The organism is Pseudomonas cucumis (assembly GCF_030687935.1).
In the GTDB taxonomy this organism is placed as follows: Bacteria; Pseudomonadota; Gammaproteobacteria; order Pseudomonadales; family Pseudomonadaceae; genus Aquipseudomonas; species Aquipseudomonas cucumis.
This window is the reverse complement of sequence record NZ_CP117454.1, coordinates 3,728,251-3,747,129: the sequence shown is the minus strand read 5'-3', so window position 1 is coordinate 3,747,129 and position 18,879 is coordinate 3,728,251. Positions and strand designations below refer to the sequence as shown.

General features: G+C 60.9%; 15 protein-coding genes. 10 read left to right on the top strand and 5 right to left on the bottom strand.

Features of this window, described 5'->3' with window-relative positions; all coding sequences use genetic code 11:
- Nucleotides 1-40: 40 nt before the first annotated feature.
- On the bottom strand, nt 41-715 hold the full coding sequence (gene ytfE, locus PSH97_RS16845) for an iron-sulfur cluster repair protein YtfE (protein WP_305445896.1): 675 nt from the start codon (nt 713-715) through the stop codon (nt 41-43).
- 154 nt (nt 716-869) lie between these two features.
- Between ytfE and norR the strand changes: the two genes are divergently transcribed.
- The 7 genes from norR to ubiT all read left to right on the top strand — a co-directional run bounded on the left by norR (nt 870) and on the right by ubiT (nt 7,588).
- A complete protein-coding gene (norR, locus tag PSH97_RS16840) occupies nt 870-2,399 on the top strand; it encodes a nitric oxide reductase transcriptional regulator NorR (protein ID WP_305445895.1) in 1,530 nt (509 codons plus the stop codon).
- A gap of 78 nt (nt 2,400-2,477) precedes the next feature.
- Nucleotides 2,478-3,125, top strand: a complete 648-nt coding sequence (gene pdxH / locus PSH97_RS16835; RefSeq protein ID WP_305445894.1) for a pyridoxamine 5'-phosphate oxidase — start codon at nt 2,478-2,480, stop codon at nt 3,123-3,125.
- Between the two features lie 186 nt (nt 3,126-3,311).
- On the top strand, nt 3,312-3,866 hold the full coding sequence (moaB, locus tag PSH97_RS16830; protein WP_305445893.1) for a molybdenum cofactor biosynthesis protein B: 555 nt from the start codon (nt 3,312-3,314) through the stop codon (nt 3,864-3,866).
- Nucleotides 3,863-5,098, top strand: coding sequence for a molybdopterin molybdotransferase MoeA (locus PSH97_RS16825; RefSeq protein ID WP_305445892.1), 1,236 nt, complete (start codon nt 3,863-3,865; stop codon nt 5,096-5,098). Before moaB ends, PSH97_RS16825 begins: the two co-directional genes overlap by 4 nt.
- A gap of 132 nt (nt 5,099-5,230) precedes the next feature.
- Entirely contained in the window at nt 5,231-6,226 is a 996-nt protein-coding gene (gene ubiU / locus PSH97_RS16820; RefSeq protein ID WP_052964423.1) for a ubiquinone anaerobic biosynthesis protein UbiU, read from the top strand.
- Nucleotides 6,227-6,236: 10 nt separating this feature from the next.
- Complete coding sequence (locus PSH97_RS16815; protein WP_305445891.1) at nt 6,237-7,127, top strand: U32 family peptidase; 891 nt, start codon at nt 6,237-6,239, stop codon at nt 7,125-7,127.
- Nucleotides 7,121-7,588 (top strand): ubiquinone anaerobic biosynthesis accessory factor UbiT, encoded by a 468-nt coding sequence (gene ubiT, locus PSH97_RS16810; protein WP_305445890.1) that lies wholly within the window; start codon nt 7,121-7,123, stop codon nt 7,586-7,588. Before PSH97_RS16815 ends, ubiT begins: the two co-directional genes overlap by 7 nt.
- Nucleotides 7,589-8,371: 783 nt before the next feature.
- On the opposite strand, the gene PSH97_RS16805 is transcribed toward ubiT, so the two are convergent.
- The 4 genes from PSH97_RS16805 to PSH97_RS16790 form a co-directional block, all read right to left on the bottom strand.
- Complete coding sequence (locus PSH97_RS16805) at nt 8,372-8,770, bottom strand: putative zinc-binding protein (protein ID WP_305445889.1); 399 nt, start codon at nt 8,768-8,770, stop codon at nt 8,372-8,374.
- A gap of 74 nt (nt 8,771-8,844) precedes the next feature.
- Nucleotides 8,845-9,519: a Crp/Fnr family transcriptional regulator gene (locus tag PSH97_RS16800; RefSeq protein WP_305445888.1), complete on the bottom strand. Its 675-nt coding sequence runs from the start codon at nt 9,517-9,519 to the stop codon at nt 8,845-8,847.
- A gap of 86 nt (nt 9,520-9,605) precedes the next feature.
- Complete coding sequence (gene narL / locus PSH97_RS16795; protein ID WP_052964418.1) at nt 9,606-10,253, bottom strand: two-component system response regulator NarL; 648 nt, start codon at nt 10,251-10,253, stop codon at nt 9,606-9,608.
- Nucleotides 10,250-12,052, bottom strand: a complete 1,803-nt coding sequence (locus tag PSH97_RS16790) for a HAMP domain-containing protein (RefSeq protein WP_305445887.1) — start codon at nt 12,050-12,052, stop codon at nt 10,250-10,252. Before PSH97_RS16790 ends, narL begins: the two co-directional genes overlap by 4 nt.
- 304 nt (nt 12,053-12,356) lie before the next feature.
- On the opposite strand from PSH97_RS16790, the gene PSH97_RS16785 reads away from it, so the two are divergent.
- From PSH97_RS16785 to PSH97_RS16775, 3 genes are all read left to right on the top strand, one after another.
- Entirely contained in the window at nt 12,357-13,661 is a 1,305-nt protein-coding gene (locus PSH97_RS16785) for an MFS transporter (protein ID WP_305445886.1), read from the top strand.
- The gene (locus tag PSH97_RS16780) at nt 13,639-15,036 is read left to right on the top strand and encodes a NarK family nitrate/nitrite MFS transporter (protein WP_305445885.1); all 1,398 of its coding nucleotides are present in this window, start codon (nt 13,639-13,641) and stop codon (nt 15,034-15,036) included. The genes PSH97_RS16785 and PSH97_RS16780 overlap by 23 nt, the downstream gene beginning before the upstream one ends.
- Before the next feature lie 69 nt (nt 15,037-15,105).
- Nucleotides 15,106-18,879 (top strand): nitrate reductase subunit alpha, encoded by a 3,774-nt coding sequence (locus PSH97_RS16775; protein WP_305445884.1) that lies wholly within the window; start codon nt 15,106-15,108, stop codon nt 18,877-18,879.

Here is an 18,879-nt window from a genome sequence, read left to right as displayed (position 1 = left end):
ACCGGTGGGCTGGCGCGGGTTGGATGTGACTGGCGATCGATCAATGGCGAGGGTTCAGGGCATTGATGAACAGCACGTTGTTTTCCAGATGAATGTGTTGCATCAGGTCATCCTTGAATTCCAGCAGCCCGCGATAAAGGGCACGCCAGGTGTTACAGGCATCGGCAGGCGGGATGATGTGATTGGTCAGGGCGAGCATTTTCTCCAGTGCTTCACCATGTTGATCATGTTCGAAACGCAGCACCTGAATCGGCGGAGCCGCTTGAGCACCGATGCCTTGTTGCAGCATCGGGAACAGCACCTGTTCTTCCTTGAGCATGTGGCCTTCGAGTTCTTGTTGCATGTCGGTCAGCAGATCGGCCAGGCCGTTGGGGCAGCTGCTGCGCGCACCATGGACCTGCTCGACGCGGCGGGCCAGACGGATCAGTTCCGGCAATTGCTCGCGGTGACGGGCGTGATAGCGCGTCAGAAGGTGGGCGATCAACAGTTCCAAAGGTTCGTTGCGCCAGTCGTGCTGGGTTTCGCCGGCGTCTTGCAGAATGTTCAGGGCTTCGGCAATGAGGACCGGGTCGAGGTGTTTGCCAAGGGCCGCTTCACGCAGGCTTTTATGCCCGCCGCAACAGAAGTCCAGTTTGAAGGTATGGAAGATCCGGGTGGCACCGGGAATGTCGCAGGCCAGTTGGCCGAGGCTTTGTTCCAATAGGGTCTGGCTCATCAGGGTTCCTTGTTTGGGTTTCAACGGTTCCCCTGATCTATTGCATCCGGCATGCCATGTTCAACTGATTGAAAAACAAGGATTAATTTTTAGTTGTGGTGATAGGCACCCTGACGCTTTAGGGTGAATCCAACCATAGAGGGTGATTACTACCATGCTGCGAGAAAGCCTGGCAGCCGACCTGATTGTCGAGCTGCCCAATGCTGTGCGGTTGCAACGATTGGTCCATACCCTGCGCGAATACTTCAACAGTGGCGCCGTGGGTTTGCTGCGTCTGGATGACGACAGCCTCAGGCCCGTTGCGACGGTGGGGCTGGTTCATGAAGCGTTGGGGCGCCGGTTCGTCATCGCCCAGCATCCGCGGCTGGCGGCAATCATGGCGTCGCGCGAGCCGACCTGGTTCGAGCCTGACAGTCGCCTGCCGGACCCTTACGACGGCTTGCTCGACAACCACGTCGGCGAACCGCTGCCGGTGCATGACTGCATGGGCGTGAGCCTGTATGTCGAGGGGCGGATCTGGGGCGCGATCACCCTCGATGCGCTGCACGCCGGGACCTTCGACAGCCGCGCGCGGGAAGAGCTCAAGCGCTGCACGTTGCAGATCGAAGCCGCTGTGCGGGTTACCCGTCTGGAACAGGAAAACCGCAGCTTGCGTTTGTCCCGCAGCGATCCCCAGGACTTGCGCATGCCGGTCGAGGAGGGCGAGATCCTCGGGCAAAGTGAGGTGTTGCATCAGTTGCTCAATGAGCTGGATGTGCTGGCCGACTCCGATCTGCCGGTGTTGCTGTTGGGCGAGACCGGCGTCGGCAAAGAGCTGTTCGCCCGCCGCTTGCATCGTCTTTCACGGCGCCACCACAAACCGCTGATACACGTTAACTGCGCCGCCTTGCCGGAGTCGCTGGCAGAGAGTGAGTTGTTCGGGCATGTCAAAGGCGCCTTTTCCGGCGCTACCAGTGACCGTGCCGGACGCTTCGATGCCGCCAACGGTGGCACGCTGTTTCTCGATGAAGTCGGGGAGTTGCCCTTGAGTGTGCAAGCGAAGTTGTTGCGCACCCTGCAGAACGGCGAGATCCAGCGCCTCGGTGCCGACAAACCGCTGCATGTCGATGTGCGCATCATCGCCGCCACCAACCGGCACCTGCCGGACAGCATCCGCGACGGCTTGTTTCGCGCCGATCTGTATCACCGGCTTTCGGTGTACCCGGTGCCGATTCCGCCCTTGCGCGAACGCGGTAACGATGTGTTGATGCTGGCCGGGCATTTCCTTGAACTCAATCGGGCGCGGCTCGGCCTGCGTGGTTTGCGCCTGTCGCCGGCGGCCGAACGCGCGCTGCTGCTTTATACATGGCCGGGCAATGTGCGCGAACTTGAACACGTGATCAGTCGGGCTGCGTTGAAGCAGCTCAGTCGCGGGACGAGTCGCGCGTTGATCATGACGCTGGAGCCTGAAATTCTCGATCTCGACAGCGCGATGGTGGCATCGGGGACGGTGGTCGAATCATCCCCGGACGTTACGGCTGATCTGCCGTTCCAGCCCTTGGGCGAAGCCGTCGACGATTACCAGCGCAAGAAAATCCTCCAGGCCTTGAGCCTGTCCGGGGAAAACTGGGCCAGCGCTGCGCGAATCCTGGAAATCGACCCTAGCAACCTGCACAAACTGGCGCGGCGTCTGCGTCTCAAGTAGGCGACAGTGTTGATGGCGGTCAAGGTGGCTTTGCGCAGTGCCTCGCACACTGCGTAAAACCTTCCGGAGATCACCGTCATGCCCCTTTCCCTGGCTCAGATGCGCCGCAACTACACCCTCAATGGTCTGCAAGATGAAGCTGCGCTGGATGATCCGCTGGCGATGTTCCGGCAGTGGCTGCAACAGGCTCGCGACACCGAGTGCGCACCTGTCGAGGTCAATAGCATGGTGCTGGCGACGGTCGACCCTGAAGGGCGGCCGCACTGTCGGGTTCTGCTGCTCAAGGGGTTGAGTGATGAAGGTTTTACGTTCTTTGGCAATTATCAGAGCGACAAGGGGCAGCAACTGGCCGCCAACCCCTATGCTGCGATGACGTTTTTCTGGCCGGGACTGGAGCGTCAGGTGCGTATCGAAGGGCAAGTGTTCAGGCTCGATCCGGCGTTGTCGGATGCGTACTTCGATACTCGTTCCATGGCCAGTCGCCTGGGGGCCTGGGCGTCACCGCAGAGTCGTCCGTTGGCCAGCCGCGCAGCGCTGGAATCCATGCTGGCTGAAACCATCAAGCGCTTCGTTGGCCAGACCGTATCGCGCCCCGAGCATTGGGGCGGCTACTGCTTGCGCCCTGAACGTCTGGAGTTCTGGCAGGGGCGGGCCGACCGTTTGCATGATCGCGTCGACTATCGTTTGCGTGATGGTCTGTGGAAGCGAAGCCGGTTGGCGCCTTGAGCCCCATTGCGCAGAACCTGTAGCGACGGAAGACAATGTGGGAGCGAGCAAGCCCGCTCCCACAGGTTTTTGTGCCTGAGCATTCTACTTATGTCCCCCGACGAGGTACCTCCTTGGAGGAATAGGCTCGCTCGCTATTCCGGTTCAGGCTTCGGGCCATACCCTCATCTACGGGAAGACCTGGATATGGCCCATCTGGCGCAACGCAGTTTCGAACCCCTGAACATTGCCGTACTGACCATCAGCGATACGCGCACTTTTGACACCGACACGTCGGGACAGACCCTGACGGATTTGCTGCAAACCGCCGGGCATGTGTTGATCGATCGTGAGCTGGTCAAGGACGATATTTATCAGATCCGCGCCACCGTTTCCCGGTGGATCGCCGACCCTGCGGTGCAAGTGGTGTTGATGACCGGCGGCACCGGTTTCACCGCTCGCGACAACACACCGCAAGCGGTCTTGCCATTGCTGGACAAGCACGTTGAAGGCTTCGGCGAACTGTTCCGGCAGGTGTCGCTGGAGGAGATCGGCATGTCCAGCCTGCAGTCCCGGGCATTGGCCGGCATGAGTAACGGCGTACTGGTGTGCTGCGTGCCAGGCTCGCCGGGTGCCTGCCGGACGGCCTGGAACAAGATCCTGCTCGAACAACTGGACAGTCGCACCGGCCCGTGCAATTTCGCCCCGCATTTGAAACCGCAAGCGCAGCGGGTCATCGACGCCTGCGGGACACGCTCATGAACGGTCGGGTATGCGACATCGGCAACCTGATGCCCGTGGACGAGGCCATCAATCGTCTGCTGGACCAGGCTCCACCGCCGCCCCTGGCGCATATGGTCTGTCTGGATCAAACCATGGGGCGAGTGCTGGCGGCGGACATTCATTCCCCGGTGAATCTGCCAGCCTGGGACAACAGCGCCATGGACGGTTATGCCCTCAGGGCGGCTGACCTGCCCCAGGCGGGTGGCTGTTTATCGATTGGCGGGCGCATTGCGGCGGGGGATCAAGCGTGTTCACCCTTGCTCGCGCAGCAAGCGGTGCAGATCTTTACCGGCGCGCCATTGCCGCCGGGTGCCGATACCGTCGTGCCGCAAGAGCGCTGCCGGGTCGAGGGCGAGCGTGTCTGGTTGCCGCCTGTATCCGTTGGCGATCATGTGCGCAAGGAGGGCGAGGAAGTTCGTCGCGGGGATTTGTTGCTCAAGGCCGGCAAACGCCTGCGCGCACAAGAACTGGGGTTGCTGGCTGGCGCCGGGATCGCGCGGGTCGAGGTCTATCGGCCGTTGCAGGTGTGCTTGCTCAGCAGCGGAAATGAACTGCGTGAACCGGGCGAACCTTTGGCGCCGGGGCAGATTTACAACAGCAACCGGTATTGTCTCGCCGCGTTGTTGCGCGGCTGGGGCGTCGAGGTGCACGACTATGGCGTCATGGTCGATGAGTTGGCGGCCAGCCGGCATGCCTTGAGCCTGGCGTCTTCGGAATGCGACCTGCTGTTGAGTTCCGGTGGCGTGTCGGTGGGCGAGGAAGATCACCTCAAACAGGCGATCGAGGAACTGGGCAACGTGGATTTCTGGCGGCTGGCCATCCAGCCGGGCAAGCCACTGGCTTTTGGCGAAGTGGCCGGCAAACCCTGGATCGGCATGCCGGGAAATCCTTCGGCGGCGCTGATCACCGCGTTGGTGGTGGTGCGTCCGTTCCTGCTCAGGGCCCAAGGCGTGACTGACGTGCTGCCGGTGCCGTTGGCCGTGCCAGCCGGGTTTGACTGGTTGCAGCGTAACAAGCGTCGACAGTACCTGCGGGCCCGATTGACGTCCGGCGCCGACGGCCAGTTGAGCGTGGAACTGCACCCTCAGCAAAGCTCGGCCATGTTGACCGCCGCGTGCTGGGCCGATGGGCTGGCGGTGATTGAGTGCGAGCAGCAAGTGCTCAAGCACGACAACGTGATGTTCCTGTCCTTCGCCGACCTGATGCATTGATGGCAATTGATTGCCGTCAAGGCCGTGCCTGCCGGTCTCGCTAGACTGGCAGCGCCTTTTTCGAACGCCCCGGACCCTCGCGTCATGGGCATCAGGCGATGGCCCGGACGCGTTTTTTCATGAGGATTACCCATGCAACTGGTCTGCCCGGCAGGGAACCTGCCTGCGCTTAAAGCGGCGGTGCGCCAAGGCGCCGATGCCGTGTATGTCGGCTTTCGCGATGACACCAACGCCCGGCATTTCGCGGGGCTGAACATGGACGACAAACAGTTCGACGCCGCGGTCGCCCACATTCGCCAGCATCAACGCAAACTCTACGTCGCGGTCAACACGTACCCACAACCCAAGGGCTGGGAGCGCTGGCAGCGAGCGGTGGACCGTGCCGCCGATTTTGGCGTGGATGCACTGATCGCCGCCGACCCCGGGGTGCTCAACTACGCCAGCCAGCGGCATCCACAACTGGCGTTGCACCTGTCTGTGCAGGGCTCGGCGACCCACGCCGCGGCGCTGGAGTTTTATGCGCAGCGCTACGGCATTCGCCGCGCGGTGCTGCCGCGAGTGTTGTCGTTGGCGCAAGTACGCCAGGTCGCCGCCAGCAGCCCGGTGCCCATCGAAGTGTTTGGCTTCGGCAGCTTGTGCATCATGGCCGAGGGGCGTTGCCATCTGTCTTCCTACATTACCGGCGAGTCGCCGAACCTGTGCGGTGTCTGTTCGCCGGCCAAGGCGGTGCGCTGGAGCGAGGACGCCGAAGGCCTGAGCGCACGCCTCAGCGAAGTCCTGATCGATCGCTACACCCCTGACGAACCGGCCGGTTACCCGACCTTGTGCAAGGGCCGCTTTCTGGTCGGCGGCAAACGCTTTCATGCGCTGGAGGAACCCACCAGCCTCGACACCCTGGACTTGCTGCCGGAACTGACCGCCATCGGTGTCGAAGCCGTGAAAATCGAAGGCCGCCAACGCAGCCCGGCCTATGTCGAACAAGTCACCCGTGTCTGGCGCGCGGCGCTGGACGCCCATCGTGGCGCGCCGGGCAGTTTTCGGGTCAAGGAGGAATGGCGTCAGGTGTTGGCCGGTTTGTCCGAAGGTAGCCAGACCACCCTGGGTGCTTATCATCGATCATGGCAATGAGGGAGGCGACATGAAGCTCAGCCTGGGACCGGTCCTGTTTTATTGGGACAAAGAGCAACTCAGCAACTTTTACGCCGAGATGTCGGCCTTGCCCCTGGACGTGATTTACCTGGGGGAAACCGTGTGCTCGAAACGCCGGGCATTTTCACTGGATCAATGGCTGGGGCTGGGGCGAGAGTTGCAGGAATGCAGCCAGGCGCAGTTGGTGCTTTCCAGCCTGACGCTGATCGAGGCTGCGTCTGAGCTCTCCAGCCTGCGCCGGCTGTGCGACAACGGCCAATTGCGGGTGGAAGCCAACGACATGGGCGCGGTGCAGTTCCTGGCCGAGCGCAAATTGCCGTTCGTGGGCGGCCCGGCCCTCAATCTGTACAACGGTCACTCATTGGCGCAATTGCTCGACAGCGGCATGACTCGCTGGGTGCCGCCCGTGGAATGTTCGGCAGCGCTGATTGGTGATGTGATCGGACAGGTGCGCGAGCTGGGTCGTGCAGTGCCGGAAGTTGAAATCTTTGCCTATGGGCATTTGCCGTTGGCCTATTCCGCCCGCTGCTTTACGGCTCGGGCGGAAAACCGGCCCAAGGATGACTGCCAGTTTTGCTGCATCAACTACCCCGACGGCCTGGCGTTGACCAGCCAGGAAGGGCAGGCGCTGTTCACCATCAACGGTATTCAAACGATGTCGGCCGAGGTGACCAATCTGCTGGCCGATTACTCCGGGCTGGTGGCCTGCGGTGCCGATCTGTTGCGCTTGAGCCCTCGCGCCCAGGGCATGGCCGAAGTGGTCGCCGCCTATCAACGGGTTCGTCTGGGCGAGACGCCGCCGCTGTTCGTCGAAGGGTGCAATGGTTATTGGCATGGCCAGGCCGGCATGCTGCGTGTCGAGGAGGTCGGCCTGTGTTGAATCGAAAAAAGTGGTTGTTGAAAGGTGCCGACCGGTTGTTGCCACTGGTGCGCCGGGTACCTTTTGCCGTGCAGCGCCTGGCGTTGCAACAGGCGCTGAATCGCTGCCTCGCCGAGCCATTGCGCGATGGCGAGTTCGAGGTTTTGCGTGGGCGTTGGTTGTGCCTGCGGATTCCGGATCTGGGGTTGTCCTGGTACCTGACCCTCAGTGGTAAAGGGTTGCGAATTGCCGAGCACGCCATGGCGCATGTGACGATCAGTGGTAACTGGCGGGAGTTTTTATTGCTGGCGAGTCGTCAGGAAGATCCGGATACGCTGTTCTTTCGTCGGCGTTTGGTGATTGAGGGTGATACGGAGTTGGGGTTGGCGTTGAAGAACCTGATCGACAGTCTGGATCCTGATGTGTTGCCTGTGTGGTTGTGGCGCAATCTGGAGCGGGCGGGGAAGGGGTTGGCGGCCTGATAGTCGACCTGTTTTTCGGTCGGGGTACATATCCATTTCTGCGGTAACGGCGGCTTAGGGTTCGCCCTTACGGCGGGTTACTTTGAAAAGCGCAAAGTAACCAAACGCTTTCGCCCCTGACGTACGGCCCTTCGCCTAGGCTCAGGGTACCCTCGCTCCGGTCCTGCTCCGTGGGCCCGCCGCCATCGGCCATCCATGGCCGGGGGCGGCTACCGCGGCATCCTTGCCGCGGTGCCCACTGCGCAGAACCTGCGCTCGGCCTTCCGACGGGGCAGATCAAAATCAAAAGCCAAAGCAAAGCAAAGCAACAGGAGTTCCCACACTGATCGTTCCCACGCTCCGCGTGGGAATGCCGCCGGGGACGCTCCGCGTTCCGCTCGCGACGCAAGACTTGAGTCCTGCGCACTGGTGACGCGGAGCGTCACGGGATGCATTCCCACGCGGAGCGTGGGAACGATCAACACGCGCAGGCGTTGAGGAAGCAGGCCGGCCGGTAGGCCGCCTCGCGGTGCTTTTGCGGTACACGCCCCCTCGAGAGGCCGATGGCGGCGGGCCCACGGAGCAGGACCGGAGCGAGGGCATGGCGAGCCTGGGCGAGCCACCGAACGAAAGGGGCAAAAGCGCTTTGGTTACTTTCGCGCTTTTCGAAAGTGACTCGCTGTAAAAGCGAAACCAATAGAAGCCGTTACCGCAGAAATGGATATGTACTGAGCCAAAAAACAACCCAGCGAGCAAACGCCTTCGCGAGCAAGCCCGCTCCCACATTTGGATTTTCATTGGCCCTCAGGCCATCGTTTCCTGCCGGCTTACATGCTGGCGAGCATCACTGGCAATCAACTGCTTGATCCCTTCAAACAACTCATCCCCCTGAGCCTCCGTGCAGTCCTCGCCATAGCGCTTGCGCAACCCGTAATGGCTAAGAATCAAATGCACATCAGCATGCAGCCCATGTTGCTTGAGGCAGTTTTCAACGCATTGCAACGGGCAGCCATCCAGCGCAAAAATCCGCCGCCCCGAGCGCGCTTTGTTGACCAGCGCCGCCACATGCCCGCCAACACCAACGATGCAGGACATTTCAGCCAGGCCACTACGATCCAGTCGCACGGCCAGGGTATTGGCCAGTTGGGCGACGTTGGAGCAACCTGAGCAGGAGTAAACCAAAGGCAGGGTTGAACGGGGCATTTGCACTCTCCGTGGATGGACGCTGCCAGTGTGCAAGGCGCGTGGCATTGCGCCTTGATGGCGGTCAATTCCTGCTATTGGAAAGCCGTCAGCTCCTCTTCAGCGAGGATGCTGATATGACGACGCTCCATGGCGATCAGGCCGCACTCCACCAGGCGATGCAAAATCCGCGAGAAGGTTTCCGGCTGAATCCCAAGCTTCGACGCCACCAGGCGTTTAGACACCTGCAAGACAATCTGGCCGGTCACCGGGTGGCGTTCCTGGAACAGAAAGTTGATCACCCGACGAGTCGCACTGGCCATGGTCAAGGTATCGATGTCGCGCAGACGCAGGTGCAGGTGAACGCTCATGCTCGCGAGGATCGCCAGGCAGACTTTCGGCTGGTCCTCCAGGGCATTGCGGTAATGGTTGCCCTCGATACTCACCAGCACGCTGTCCTTCAGCGCGGTGGCGCTCACCGGGTAGAGCCGGGCCTGGCTGAACAGCAAGGCTTCGGCAAAGGTCTGACCGGGCTGGATGATCTCTACCAGATTCTCCTGGCCTTCGCCGGTGAGCCGGTACAACTTGACCTGGCCGCTGACCAGCAGGAAAAAACGCCTGGCCGGATCCCCTTGATGCATGAGCGTGCTGTGACAACTCAGGCGCTTGAGCATCGCCAGGCCGCAGACTTCCTCGAAGACTTTCTCCGGCAGTTGGCTGAACAGATGATGACGGCGCAACGTTAAAACGATGGAAGGGTGGGTCAGCATGGCGTACCTCCGCTGACCGTCATAGTAGAGAGCGCAGGCCAATTGACCTATGCCTCTGCAGGCCTACCTCCAAGGAGGGATGCCCGTCAGCCCGCACTGCGCAGATGCTCCATGGCCCACACTGCCGCCTCCACCCGCGAGCGCAAGCCGAGTTTGTGCAGCAGGTTTTTCACGTGGACCTTGACCGTCCCTTCGGTGATGCCCAGCTTGTGCCCGATGACCTTGTTGCTGAAGCCGCTGGCGATGGTTTTCAACACTTGGCGTTCGCGTTCGGTCAATTCCACCACGGCCTGGCGCGGCGGCGAGCGCAGCGCCTGGGCCATGACTTGAGTCAGGCCGGGGCTGATCACCAAGGCGCCATTCAAGGCATCGCGGATGTACTGGATCAACAGTTCGGGCTCCATGTCCTTGAGCAGATAGCCGTCGGCATCCAGCCGCAATGCATCGCGAATATCGTCTTCGGCGTCCGACACGGTGAACAGCAGCACTTTGCCGGTGTAGTGCATCGCCCGTAATCGGCGCAGGGTTTCGATGCCATTCATTTGCGGCATGTTGTTGTCGAGCAAGACCAGATCCGGTCGAAGCGGCTCAATCAGTCCGAGTGCTTCTTCACCTTGGCTGGCTTCGCCGACGATCAGGAAATCATCTTCGAGTTCGAGCATCTGGCGAATGCCGTGACGCATCATCGGATGGTCGTCTACCAGCAGGATTCTGTGTTGCGGGGACGGGGTCATAGGGTGCTGCCTTCTGTTTGCTGCCCGAGAAATTCCGGATGGAATTCCAGTTGGACACGGGTGCCTTGGGGTTCCCTGGAAGATATCTGCAGCTGGCCGTGCAAGCTGCGAGCCCGCTCATCCATGATGTTCAGGCCGTGGTGTTCGCGTTGGTCGACGTTGCCGCTGAAGCCGCGACCGTCGTCTTCGACCGACAGCCTGACTGTCTCGCCGTCTTGGCGCAGTTGCAGCCAGGCGTTTTGCGCATGGGCGTGGCGCAGGCAGTTGGAGAGCGCCTCGCGGGTGATCTGCAGAATGTGGATTTGTTCGCTGGCCGAGAGCTGAAAGGCCAGCGCGTCGACGTGCAGATGCACCTGAAATTCCCCGCGACGGGAAAATTCCTCGGCGGTGTCCTTGAGTTCCTGCACCAGCCCCGCGTCGTGAATCTGCAAACGAAAAGTCGTCAGCAACTCGCGTAACTGGCGGTAGGCATTGTTCAGTCCCTCGCGCAATTCGGCGGTGACGGTTTCCAGGGTCTGGGTCGGTTCGCCCCGGCGCATCAGGGTCTGCATGCGGCTGACTTGCAGCTTCATGTAAGACAGGGCCTGGGCCAGTGAATCGTGCAGCTCACGGGCGATGATCGTGCGTTCTTCGAGCAGTAGCAGGCGATGATCCTGTTCCCGTTGGCGCTTGAGCGACAGCGAGGTGCCGATCAGGTTGGCCAGGGCCTGGATCAGTCGGGTTTCCCAGGCTTGCATGGAATGCCCGTCGACAAAGTGCGCCTTGAGCTCACCCAGCTCACTGCCCTGGTTGCTGATGCTGAAGGCTTGCGGATTGGCTTTATGGTGCTTCTGGCAAGTGGCGCAGTCGCTACTGGCGCAGACTTCGCGGATGTTCGCGCCATGCAGGGCCAGTAGCTGTTGGGCCGGTGCCTGCAGTTGGCCTTGCAGACACAGCGACAGGCGCAAGCCGGGCAGGCGTTGCTGGAAGCGTCGAATCAACTCATCCAGGCCTTCGGCATTGGCCAGGCGTGTGGCCAGGCTTCGGCTGCTTTGATACAGGAGTTCGAGGGCGGCATTGGCTTGTTGCAGGTTCAGGGTTTTCTGCCGGACCTGACTTTCCAGGGTGCGGTGCGACTCTTCGATCGTCTCGGCCATGGTGTTGAAGCTCGTGGCCAACTGGCCCAGTTCGTCCTGGGACTGATGGTTGACCCGCACCTTGAAGTCGCCGCGACGAAAGCGCTGGGTTGCGTCCACCAACTCTTTGAGGGGCGTGACGACACCGTACTGCAACTCGTACAAACCGATCAGGAGGACAATCATGGTGGTAAACAAGGCCAGGCCCTGGATCACCTGTTGCCAGCCCTGCTTTTGTTCGCTCTGGCGCTGCAACAGGTTGACGAACTGGTTCAGTTGTTCAACGAAGGGCAGGGCCTGGACCTGAAAGTAGGCGGCATCGCCGCGCAGCAGTGCCGGGAGTAAATCCTCGTTCCATTGTTGCTGGATGTGCCCATAGCTGACTCGCAGGGCGGCGGTTGGGCCATCTTCCAGCACGGCCTTGAGTGACTGGCTGGTGAGACGGGTTTGCAGGCTGTCGGTGATAGCGGCGATTTCTGAGGGCGTTGCACCTGCGGCGAGTTTCCAGCTCAGGTGATAAGTTTCCATGCGCACCGAGCCTGCGGTGTTGATGGCGGCGGCATCGCCCTGGCTGAACCAGGCGATCAACCCGGCGCTCAACGAACTGGCGAGGGCGAGTACGGCGATCAGGATCACCGCCAGCCCGGCGCGAGCGGGCAGGGAGCTGCGCAACCAGCGCATCATCGGCTCAGGTCCGGGAAAAAGATCAGAAAACAAAGCATGCAAAGTTCCAGCGTGGGGTTTTGCCGCCGATCCCGGGCGCGCTACCTCTAAAGAGTTGGCGACAGTTCCTTGTCAGCAAAAGCGTCGGTTAAAACCTTTAACAAGCTGATAAATAAAGGCTTTTAAGGTTTTTCTGCACTACCTCCTTAGAGGTAGGCAGTGCAAGCATAGGCTTATGCCCCCTTGGGCTTCGTTGACATGGGTCAAGTTTTTGCGGGGTTGGCCTCTCTAGTCTGCCGCCATGGCTAACTGACTGGAGAGCATTGTGACCCAACCGCGTGTACGACAAGGCTTGGTGCTGGGCATGAGCACGCTGGCCTTCACTGTGTGCTTCATGGTCTGGATGATGTTTGCCGTGCTCGGGGTGCCGATCAAGGAACTGCTCCAGCTCAACGAAACCCAGTTCGGCCTGCTGGCCGCGACCCCGGTGCTGACCGGCTCGTTGGTGCGTTTGCCGCTGGGTTTGCTGACCGACCGTTTTGGCGGGCGCAGCGTGTTCTTCCTGCTGATGCTGACCTGCGTCGCGCCGCTGTACTTGATCAGTCATGCCACCGCCTACTGGCAGTTTTTGGTGCTGGGTTTGTTCGTCGGCCTGGCCGGCGGCTCGTTTTCAGTGGGGATTGCCTACGTCGCCAAATGGTTCGACAAAGAGAATCAAGGCTTCGCCATGGGCATCTTCGGCGCCGGTAACGCCGGGGCTGCGGTGACCAAGTTTCTCGCCCCTGCTCTGATCGCCGCCGGCAGCTGGCAACTGGTGCCGAAAGTCTTCAGCGCGATCCTCTTCATTACCGCGCTGCTGTTCTGGTTTCTCAGTGCCGAGAACAAGGACCACCGCAGTGCCAACGGCGCCACTTTGCGTGAGCAACTGCGCTCGCTGAAAGACCCTGCGGTGTGGCGCTACTGCCAGTATTACTCGATCGTCTTCGGCGGCTACGTCGCCCTGGCGTTGTGGATGACCAAGTACTACGTGCAGGAATACGGTTTCAGCCTGCAAAGCGCAGCGCTGTTGGCGGCGTGTTTTTCCCTGCCTGGTGGCGTGCTGCGCGCCGTCGGTGGCTGGATGTCGGATCGCTGGGGTGCGCAAAGCGTGACCTGGTGGGTGTTGTGGGTCAGCTGGATCTGCCTGTTCCTGCTCTCGTATCCCCAGACCCAACTGCAAGTGCAGACCATCAACGGTCCGGTGGATTTCCACATCGGCCTGAGCCCCGCGTTGTTCACCGTGCTGCTGTTCGTCATGGGCATCGCCTTCGCGTTCGGCAAGGCCTCGGTTTTCAAATACATCGCCAATGACTACCCGAAAAACATGGGCGCGGTGTCCGGCATCGTCGGCCTCGCCGGTGGCTTGGGCGGGTTTGTGCTGCCGATCCTGTTCGGCGCCCTGGTGGACCTCACCGGCGTGCGCTCTTCCTGCTTCATGTTGATGTACGGCGTGGTCTGGGTCTCCCTCACCTGGATGTACTTCAGCGAAATACGCAAAAGCCCGGTGCTGGGTAAAGCGCCGCTGCTGACCCCATCCCCGATTTCCAGCATTGCCCAAGGAGAAGAACATGTCCGTTCTGCAAAAGCCTGACAAAGGCCCGGTCATTCATGACTGGCGTCCCGAGGACCCCGCGTTCTGGGGAAGTAGCGGCAAACAGACCGCCACTCGCAACTTGTGGATTTCCATCCCCGCGCTGCTGTTGGCCTTTGCGGTGTGGATGGTCTGGAGCACGGTGATTGTGCGTTTGAACGCCATCGGCTTCAGCTTCACCACCGACCAGCTGTTCTGGCTGGCGGCGTTGCCGGGGTTGTCCGGCGCGACCTTGCGCGTTTTCTATTCCTTTATGGTGCCGATCTTCGGTGGCCGGCGCTGGACCGCCCTGAGCACCGCGTCGCTGCTGTTGCCATCGATCTGGATGGGCTTCGCCGTGCAGGACCCGAGCACCTCCTACAGCGTGTTCGTGTTGATTGCCTTGCTCTGCGGTTTTGGTGGCGGCAACTTTGCCTCGAGCATGTCCAACATCAGCTTCTTCTACCCCAAGTCGCAGCAGGGCACAGCCCTTGGCCTCAACGCCGGGCTGGGTAACCTGGGCGTCTCGGTGATGCAGTTCTGTGTGCCGCTGGTGATTACCTTCGGGGTGTTCGGTTTCATGGGCGGCTCGCCGCAAGCGCTGCCGGACGGTGGTCAGTTGTGGCTGCAAAACGCCGGTTTCATCTGGGTGCCGTTCATTGTCCTGGTGACGGTGCTGGCCTGGTTCGGCATGAATGACCTGTCCAGTGCTCGCGCTTCGTTCAGCGAACAGGCGGTGATCTTCAAGCGCAAACACAACTGGCTGATGTGCTGGTTGTACCTGGCGACCTTCGGTTCGTTCATCGGTTTTTCCGCCGCGTTTCCGCTGCTGATCAAAACCTCTTTTCCAGATGTCATCGCCTTGAAATTCGCCTTTCTCGGCCCGTTGGTCGGCGCTCTGGTACGCCCATTGGGTGGTTGGCTGGCGGACAAGCTCGGCGGCGCGAAAGTGACCTTGTGGAACTTCGTGCTGATGATCGTGATGGTGTTCGGTGTTCTGCACTTTCTGCCGCAAAGCGGCCAGGGCGGTAACTTCTACGGCTTCCTCGGCATGTTCATGCTGCTGTTCATCACCACCGGCGTCGGCAACGGTTCCACCTTCCGCATGATCCCGGTGATTTTCCGCACCCAACATGAAAAAGCCTCGGCCGGGCAATCGCCGGCCATCCGCGAACAGGCCCTGAAGAACGCTGGCAAGGAGTCGGCCGCAGTGCTCGGCTTCAGTTCGGCCATGGGCGCCTTCGGCGCGTTTTTTATTCCCAAATCCTTCGGCACTTCGATGGCCCAGACCGGCGGCCCGGAGATGGCCTTCTACATGTTCGTCGGCTTTTACCTGAGCTGCATCGTGGTGACCTGGTGGTGGTACGCGCGCAAAGGCGCCGCGACACCCTGCTGAGCCGAGCTGCATCCAACCATTGCGTGGGCGGGGCACAGACTCCGCGACAAAGCCTGAGAGGACTACACCGTGAGTCATTTACTGGATCAATTGCGGTTTTTCAACCGTAAGCAAAACGAGTTTTCCGACGGTCATGGCGAGACCCGCAAAGAGTCTCGCGACTGGGAGAACGTCTACCGTTCGCGCTGGCAGTACGACAAGATCGTGCGCTCCACCCACGGAGTGAACTGCACCGGCTCCTGCTCGTGGAAAATCTACGTCAAGAACGGCCTGATCACCTGGGAAACCCAGCAGACCGACTACCCGCGTACCCGCAACGATCTGCCGAACCATGAGCCCCGTGGCTGCCCCCGTGGCGCCAGTTACAGCTGGTACATCTACAGCGCCAACCGGCTCAAGTACCCGAAAATCCGCAAGCCGTTGCTCAAGCTCTGGCGCGATGCGCGGCAGACCATGGCGCCGGTGGAAGCCTGGGCCAGCATCGTCGAGGACAAGGTCAAGGCCGACTCCTATAAAAGCAAGCGCGGCATGGGTGGCTTCATTCGTTCCAACTGGGAGGAAGTCAACGAGATCATCGCCGCGGCCAACGTCTACACCATCAAGCAATACGGCCCGGACCGGATCGTCGGCTTCTCGCCGATCCCGGCCATGTCGATGGTCAGCTACGCCGCAGGCTCGCGTTACCTGTCGCTGATCGGCGGAGCGTGCCTGAGTTTCTACGACTGGTACTGCGACTTGCCACCGGCCTCGCCGATGGTCTGGGGCGAGCAGACCGACGTGCCGGAATCGGCCGACTGGTACAACTCCAACTACATCATTGCCTGGGGCTCCAACGTCCCGCAGACCCGTACCCCGGACGCGCACTTCTTTACCGAAGTCCGCTACAAGGGCACCAAGACTGTGGCGATCACCCCGGACTACTCGGAAGTCGCCAAACTCACCGACCTGTGGCTGAACCCTAAACAAGGCACCGATGCGGCGCTGGCCCAAGCGTTCAACCATGTGATCTTCAAAGAATTCCACCTGGACAAACCGAGCGCCTATTTCACCGACTACGCCAAGCGCTTCACCGATTTGCCGGTGCTGGTACTGCTCAAGCAAATGGTCGACAAGGCACCGGGCGCCGGTTACCAGCCAGACCGCTTCTTGCGCGCCAGCGATCTGACCGACAACCTCGGCCAGGAAAACAACCCGGAATGGAAAACCATCGCCCTGGATGTCAGCGGCGAACTGGTTTCCCCGCAAGGCTCCATCGGTTATCGCTGGGGCGAGAAGGGCAAGTGGAACATCCTGCCGCGTGAAGGCGGCGAAGGCCGTGAGATCGATCTGAAGTTGAGCCTGATCGGCGATGACGTCGCCGAAGTGGCGTTCCCGTATTTTGCCGGTGAGTCCCACGAGCACTTCCAGCACGTGGCCGGCGATGCCGTGCAATACCGCCGCGTGCCAGTGCATAACGTGGTGCTGGCGGACGGCAGCGTGGCCAAGGTCGCCACTGTGTTCGACCTGTCGGCCGCCAACCTGGCCATCGATCGCGGCCTCGGCGGCGCTAACGTGGCCAAGGATTACGACGACGCCTCGGTGCCCGGCACCCCGGCGTGGCAGGAGCAGATCACCGGCGTCAGCCGTGAGAAAGCCATCCAGATTGCCCGTGAGTTCGCCGATAACGCCGACAAGACCAAGGGGCGCTCGATGATTATCGTCGGCGCGGCGATGAACCACTGGTACCACATGGACATGAACTACCGTGGGCTGATCAACATGCTCATGCTCTGCGGGTGTGTCGGCCAGACCGGTGGCGGTTGGGCGCACTACGTCGGCCAGGAAAAACTGCGTCCGCAATGCGGCTGGCTGCCCCTGGCATTTGGCCTGGACTGGAACCGTCCGCCTCGCCAAATGAACGGCACCAGCTTCTTCTACGCCCACAGTTCGCAATGGCGTCACGAGAAGATGAGCATGCACGACGTGCTCTCGCCATTGGCCGATAAATCACAATTCCCTGAGCATGCCCTGGACTACAACATCCGTGCCGAACGCGCCGGCTGGTTGCCCAGCGCACCGCAACTCAACACTAACCCTTTGCACATTTGCCGCGATGCGGCTGCGGCCGGCATGGACCCGAAAGACTACGTGGTCAAGTCGCTGCAGGACGGTTCGCTGCGCTTCTCCTGCGAACAGCCGGACAGCCCGGTCAACTTCCCGCGCAACATGTTCATCTGGCGTTCCAACCTGCTGGGCTCCTCGGGCAAGGGCCACGAGTACATGCTCAAGTACCTGCTCGGCACCAAGAACGGGGTGATGAACGAAGACATCGGTCAGGTCGGCGATTGCAAACCCGAAGAAGCCGAATGGGTGGACGAGGGCGCCATCGGCAAGCTCGATCTGGTCACCACGCTGGACTTCCGCATGTCTTCGACCTGCGTCTATTCCGACATCGTCTTGCCGACCGCAACCTGGTACGAAAAAGACGACATGAATACCTCGGACATGCACCCGTTCATTCACCCGTTGTCGGCCGCCATCGACCCTGCATGGGAATCGCGTTCCGACTGGGAAATCTACAAAGGCATCGCCAAGGCGTTTTCCAGCATGTCCGAAGGGCATCTGGGCGTTGAAAAGGACTTGGTGACCATTCCGTTGATGCACGACAGCGTCGGCGAACTGGCTCAACCCTTTGGCGGCACCGACTGGAAAAGCGCCGGCGTGGCCCCGGAACCGGGCAAGAACGCGCCGAACCTGCATGTGGTGGAGCGTGACTACCCGAACATCTACAAACAGTTCTCGTCCCTCGGGCCATTGCTGGAAAAACACGGCAACGGTGGCAAGGGCATCAACTGGAACACCGAAGCTGAAGTGAAATTCCTCGGCGAACTCAATCACAAAGAAGGCGATGCCGGTATCAGTCAAGGCCGTCCGAAAATCGACACGGCGATAGATGCCGCCGAAGTGATCCTGTCGCTGGCGCCGGAAACCAATGGCCACGTCGCCGTCAAGGCCTGGGCTGCGTTGTCGGAATTCACTGGCATCGATCACAGCCACCTGGCGCTGTCCAAGGAACACGAGGCGATTCGTTTCCGCGACATTCAGGCACAGCCGCGCAAGATCATATCCAGCCCGACCTGGTCGGGTCTCGAAGACGATCACGTCAGCTACAACGCCGGCTACACCAACGTTCACGAAGGGATCCCGTGGCGCACCATCACCGGTCGCCAGCAGTTCTACCAGGATCACCCGTGGATGCAGGCGTTCGGCGAGCAACTGATGAGTTATCGCCCGCCCGTCAACACCCGCACCATCGAAGGGGTGAAAGGCAAGCGCAGCAACGGCGAGATCGAAATCGTCCTGAACTGGATCACCCCGCACCAGAAATGGGGCATCCACAGTACCTACAGCGACAACCTGCTGATGCTGACCCTCAGCCGTGGCGGGCCGATTGTGTGGCTCTCGGAGAACGACGCGAAACGCGCCGGCATCGAGGACAACGACTGGATCGAATGCTTCAACGTCAACGGTGCACTGACCGCCCGGGCGGTGGTCAGTCAGCGGGTCAAGGACGGCATGGTGATGATGTACCACGCACAGGAACGGATCGTGAACGTGCCAGGTTCGGAAACCACCAAGACCCGTGGCGGTCACCACAACTCGGTCACCCGCGTGGTGCTCAAGCCGACTCACATGATCGGCGGCTATGCCCAGCAGGCCTACGGTTTCAACTATTACGGCACGGTCGGTTGCAACCGCGATGAGTTCGTCGTGGTGCGCAAAATGTCCAAAGTCGACTGGCTCGATGGTTCAAGTGGCGATGACCTGCCACGTCCACTGCCGACCGATATCGAGGAGAACTGA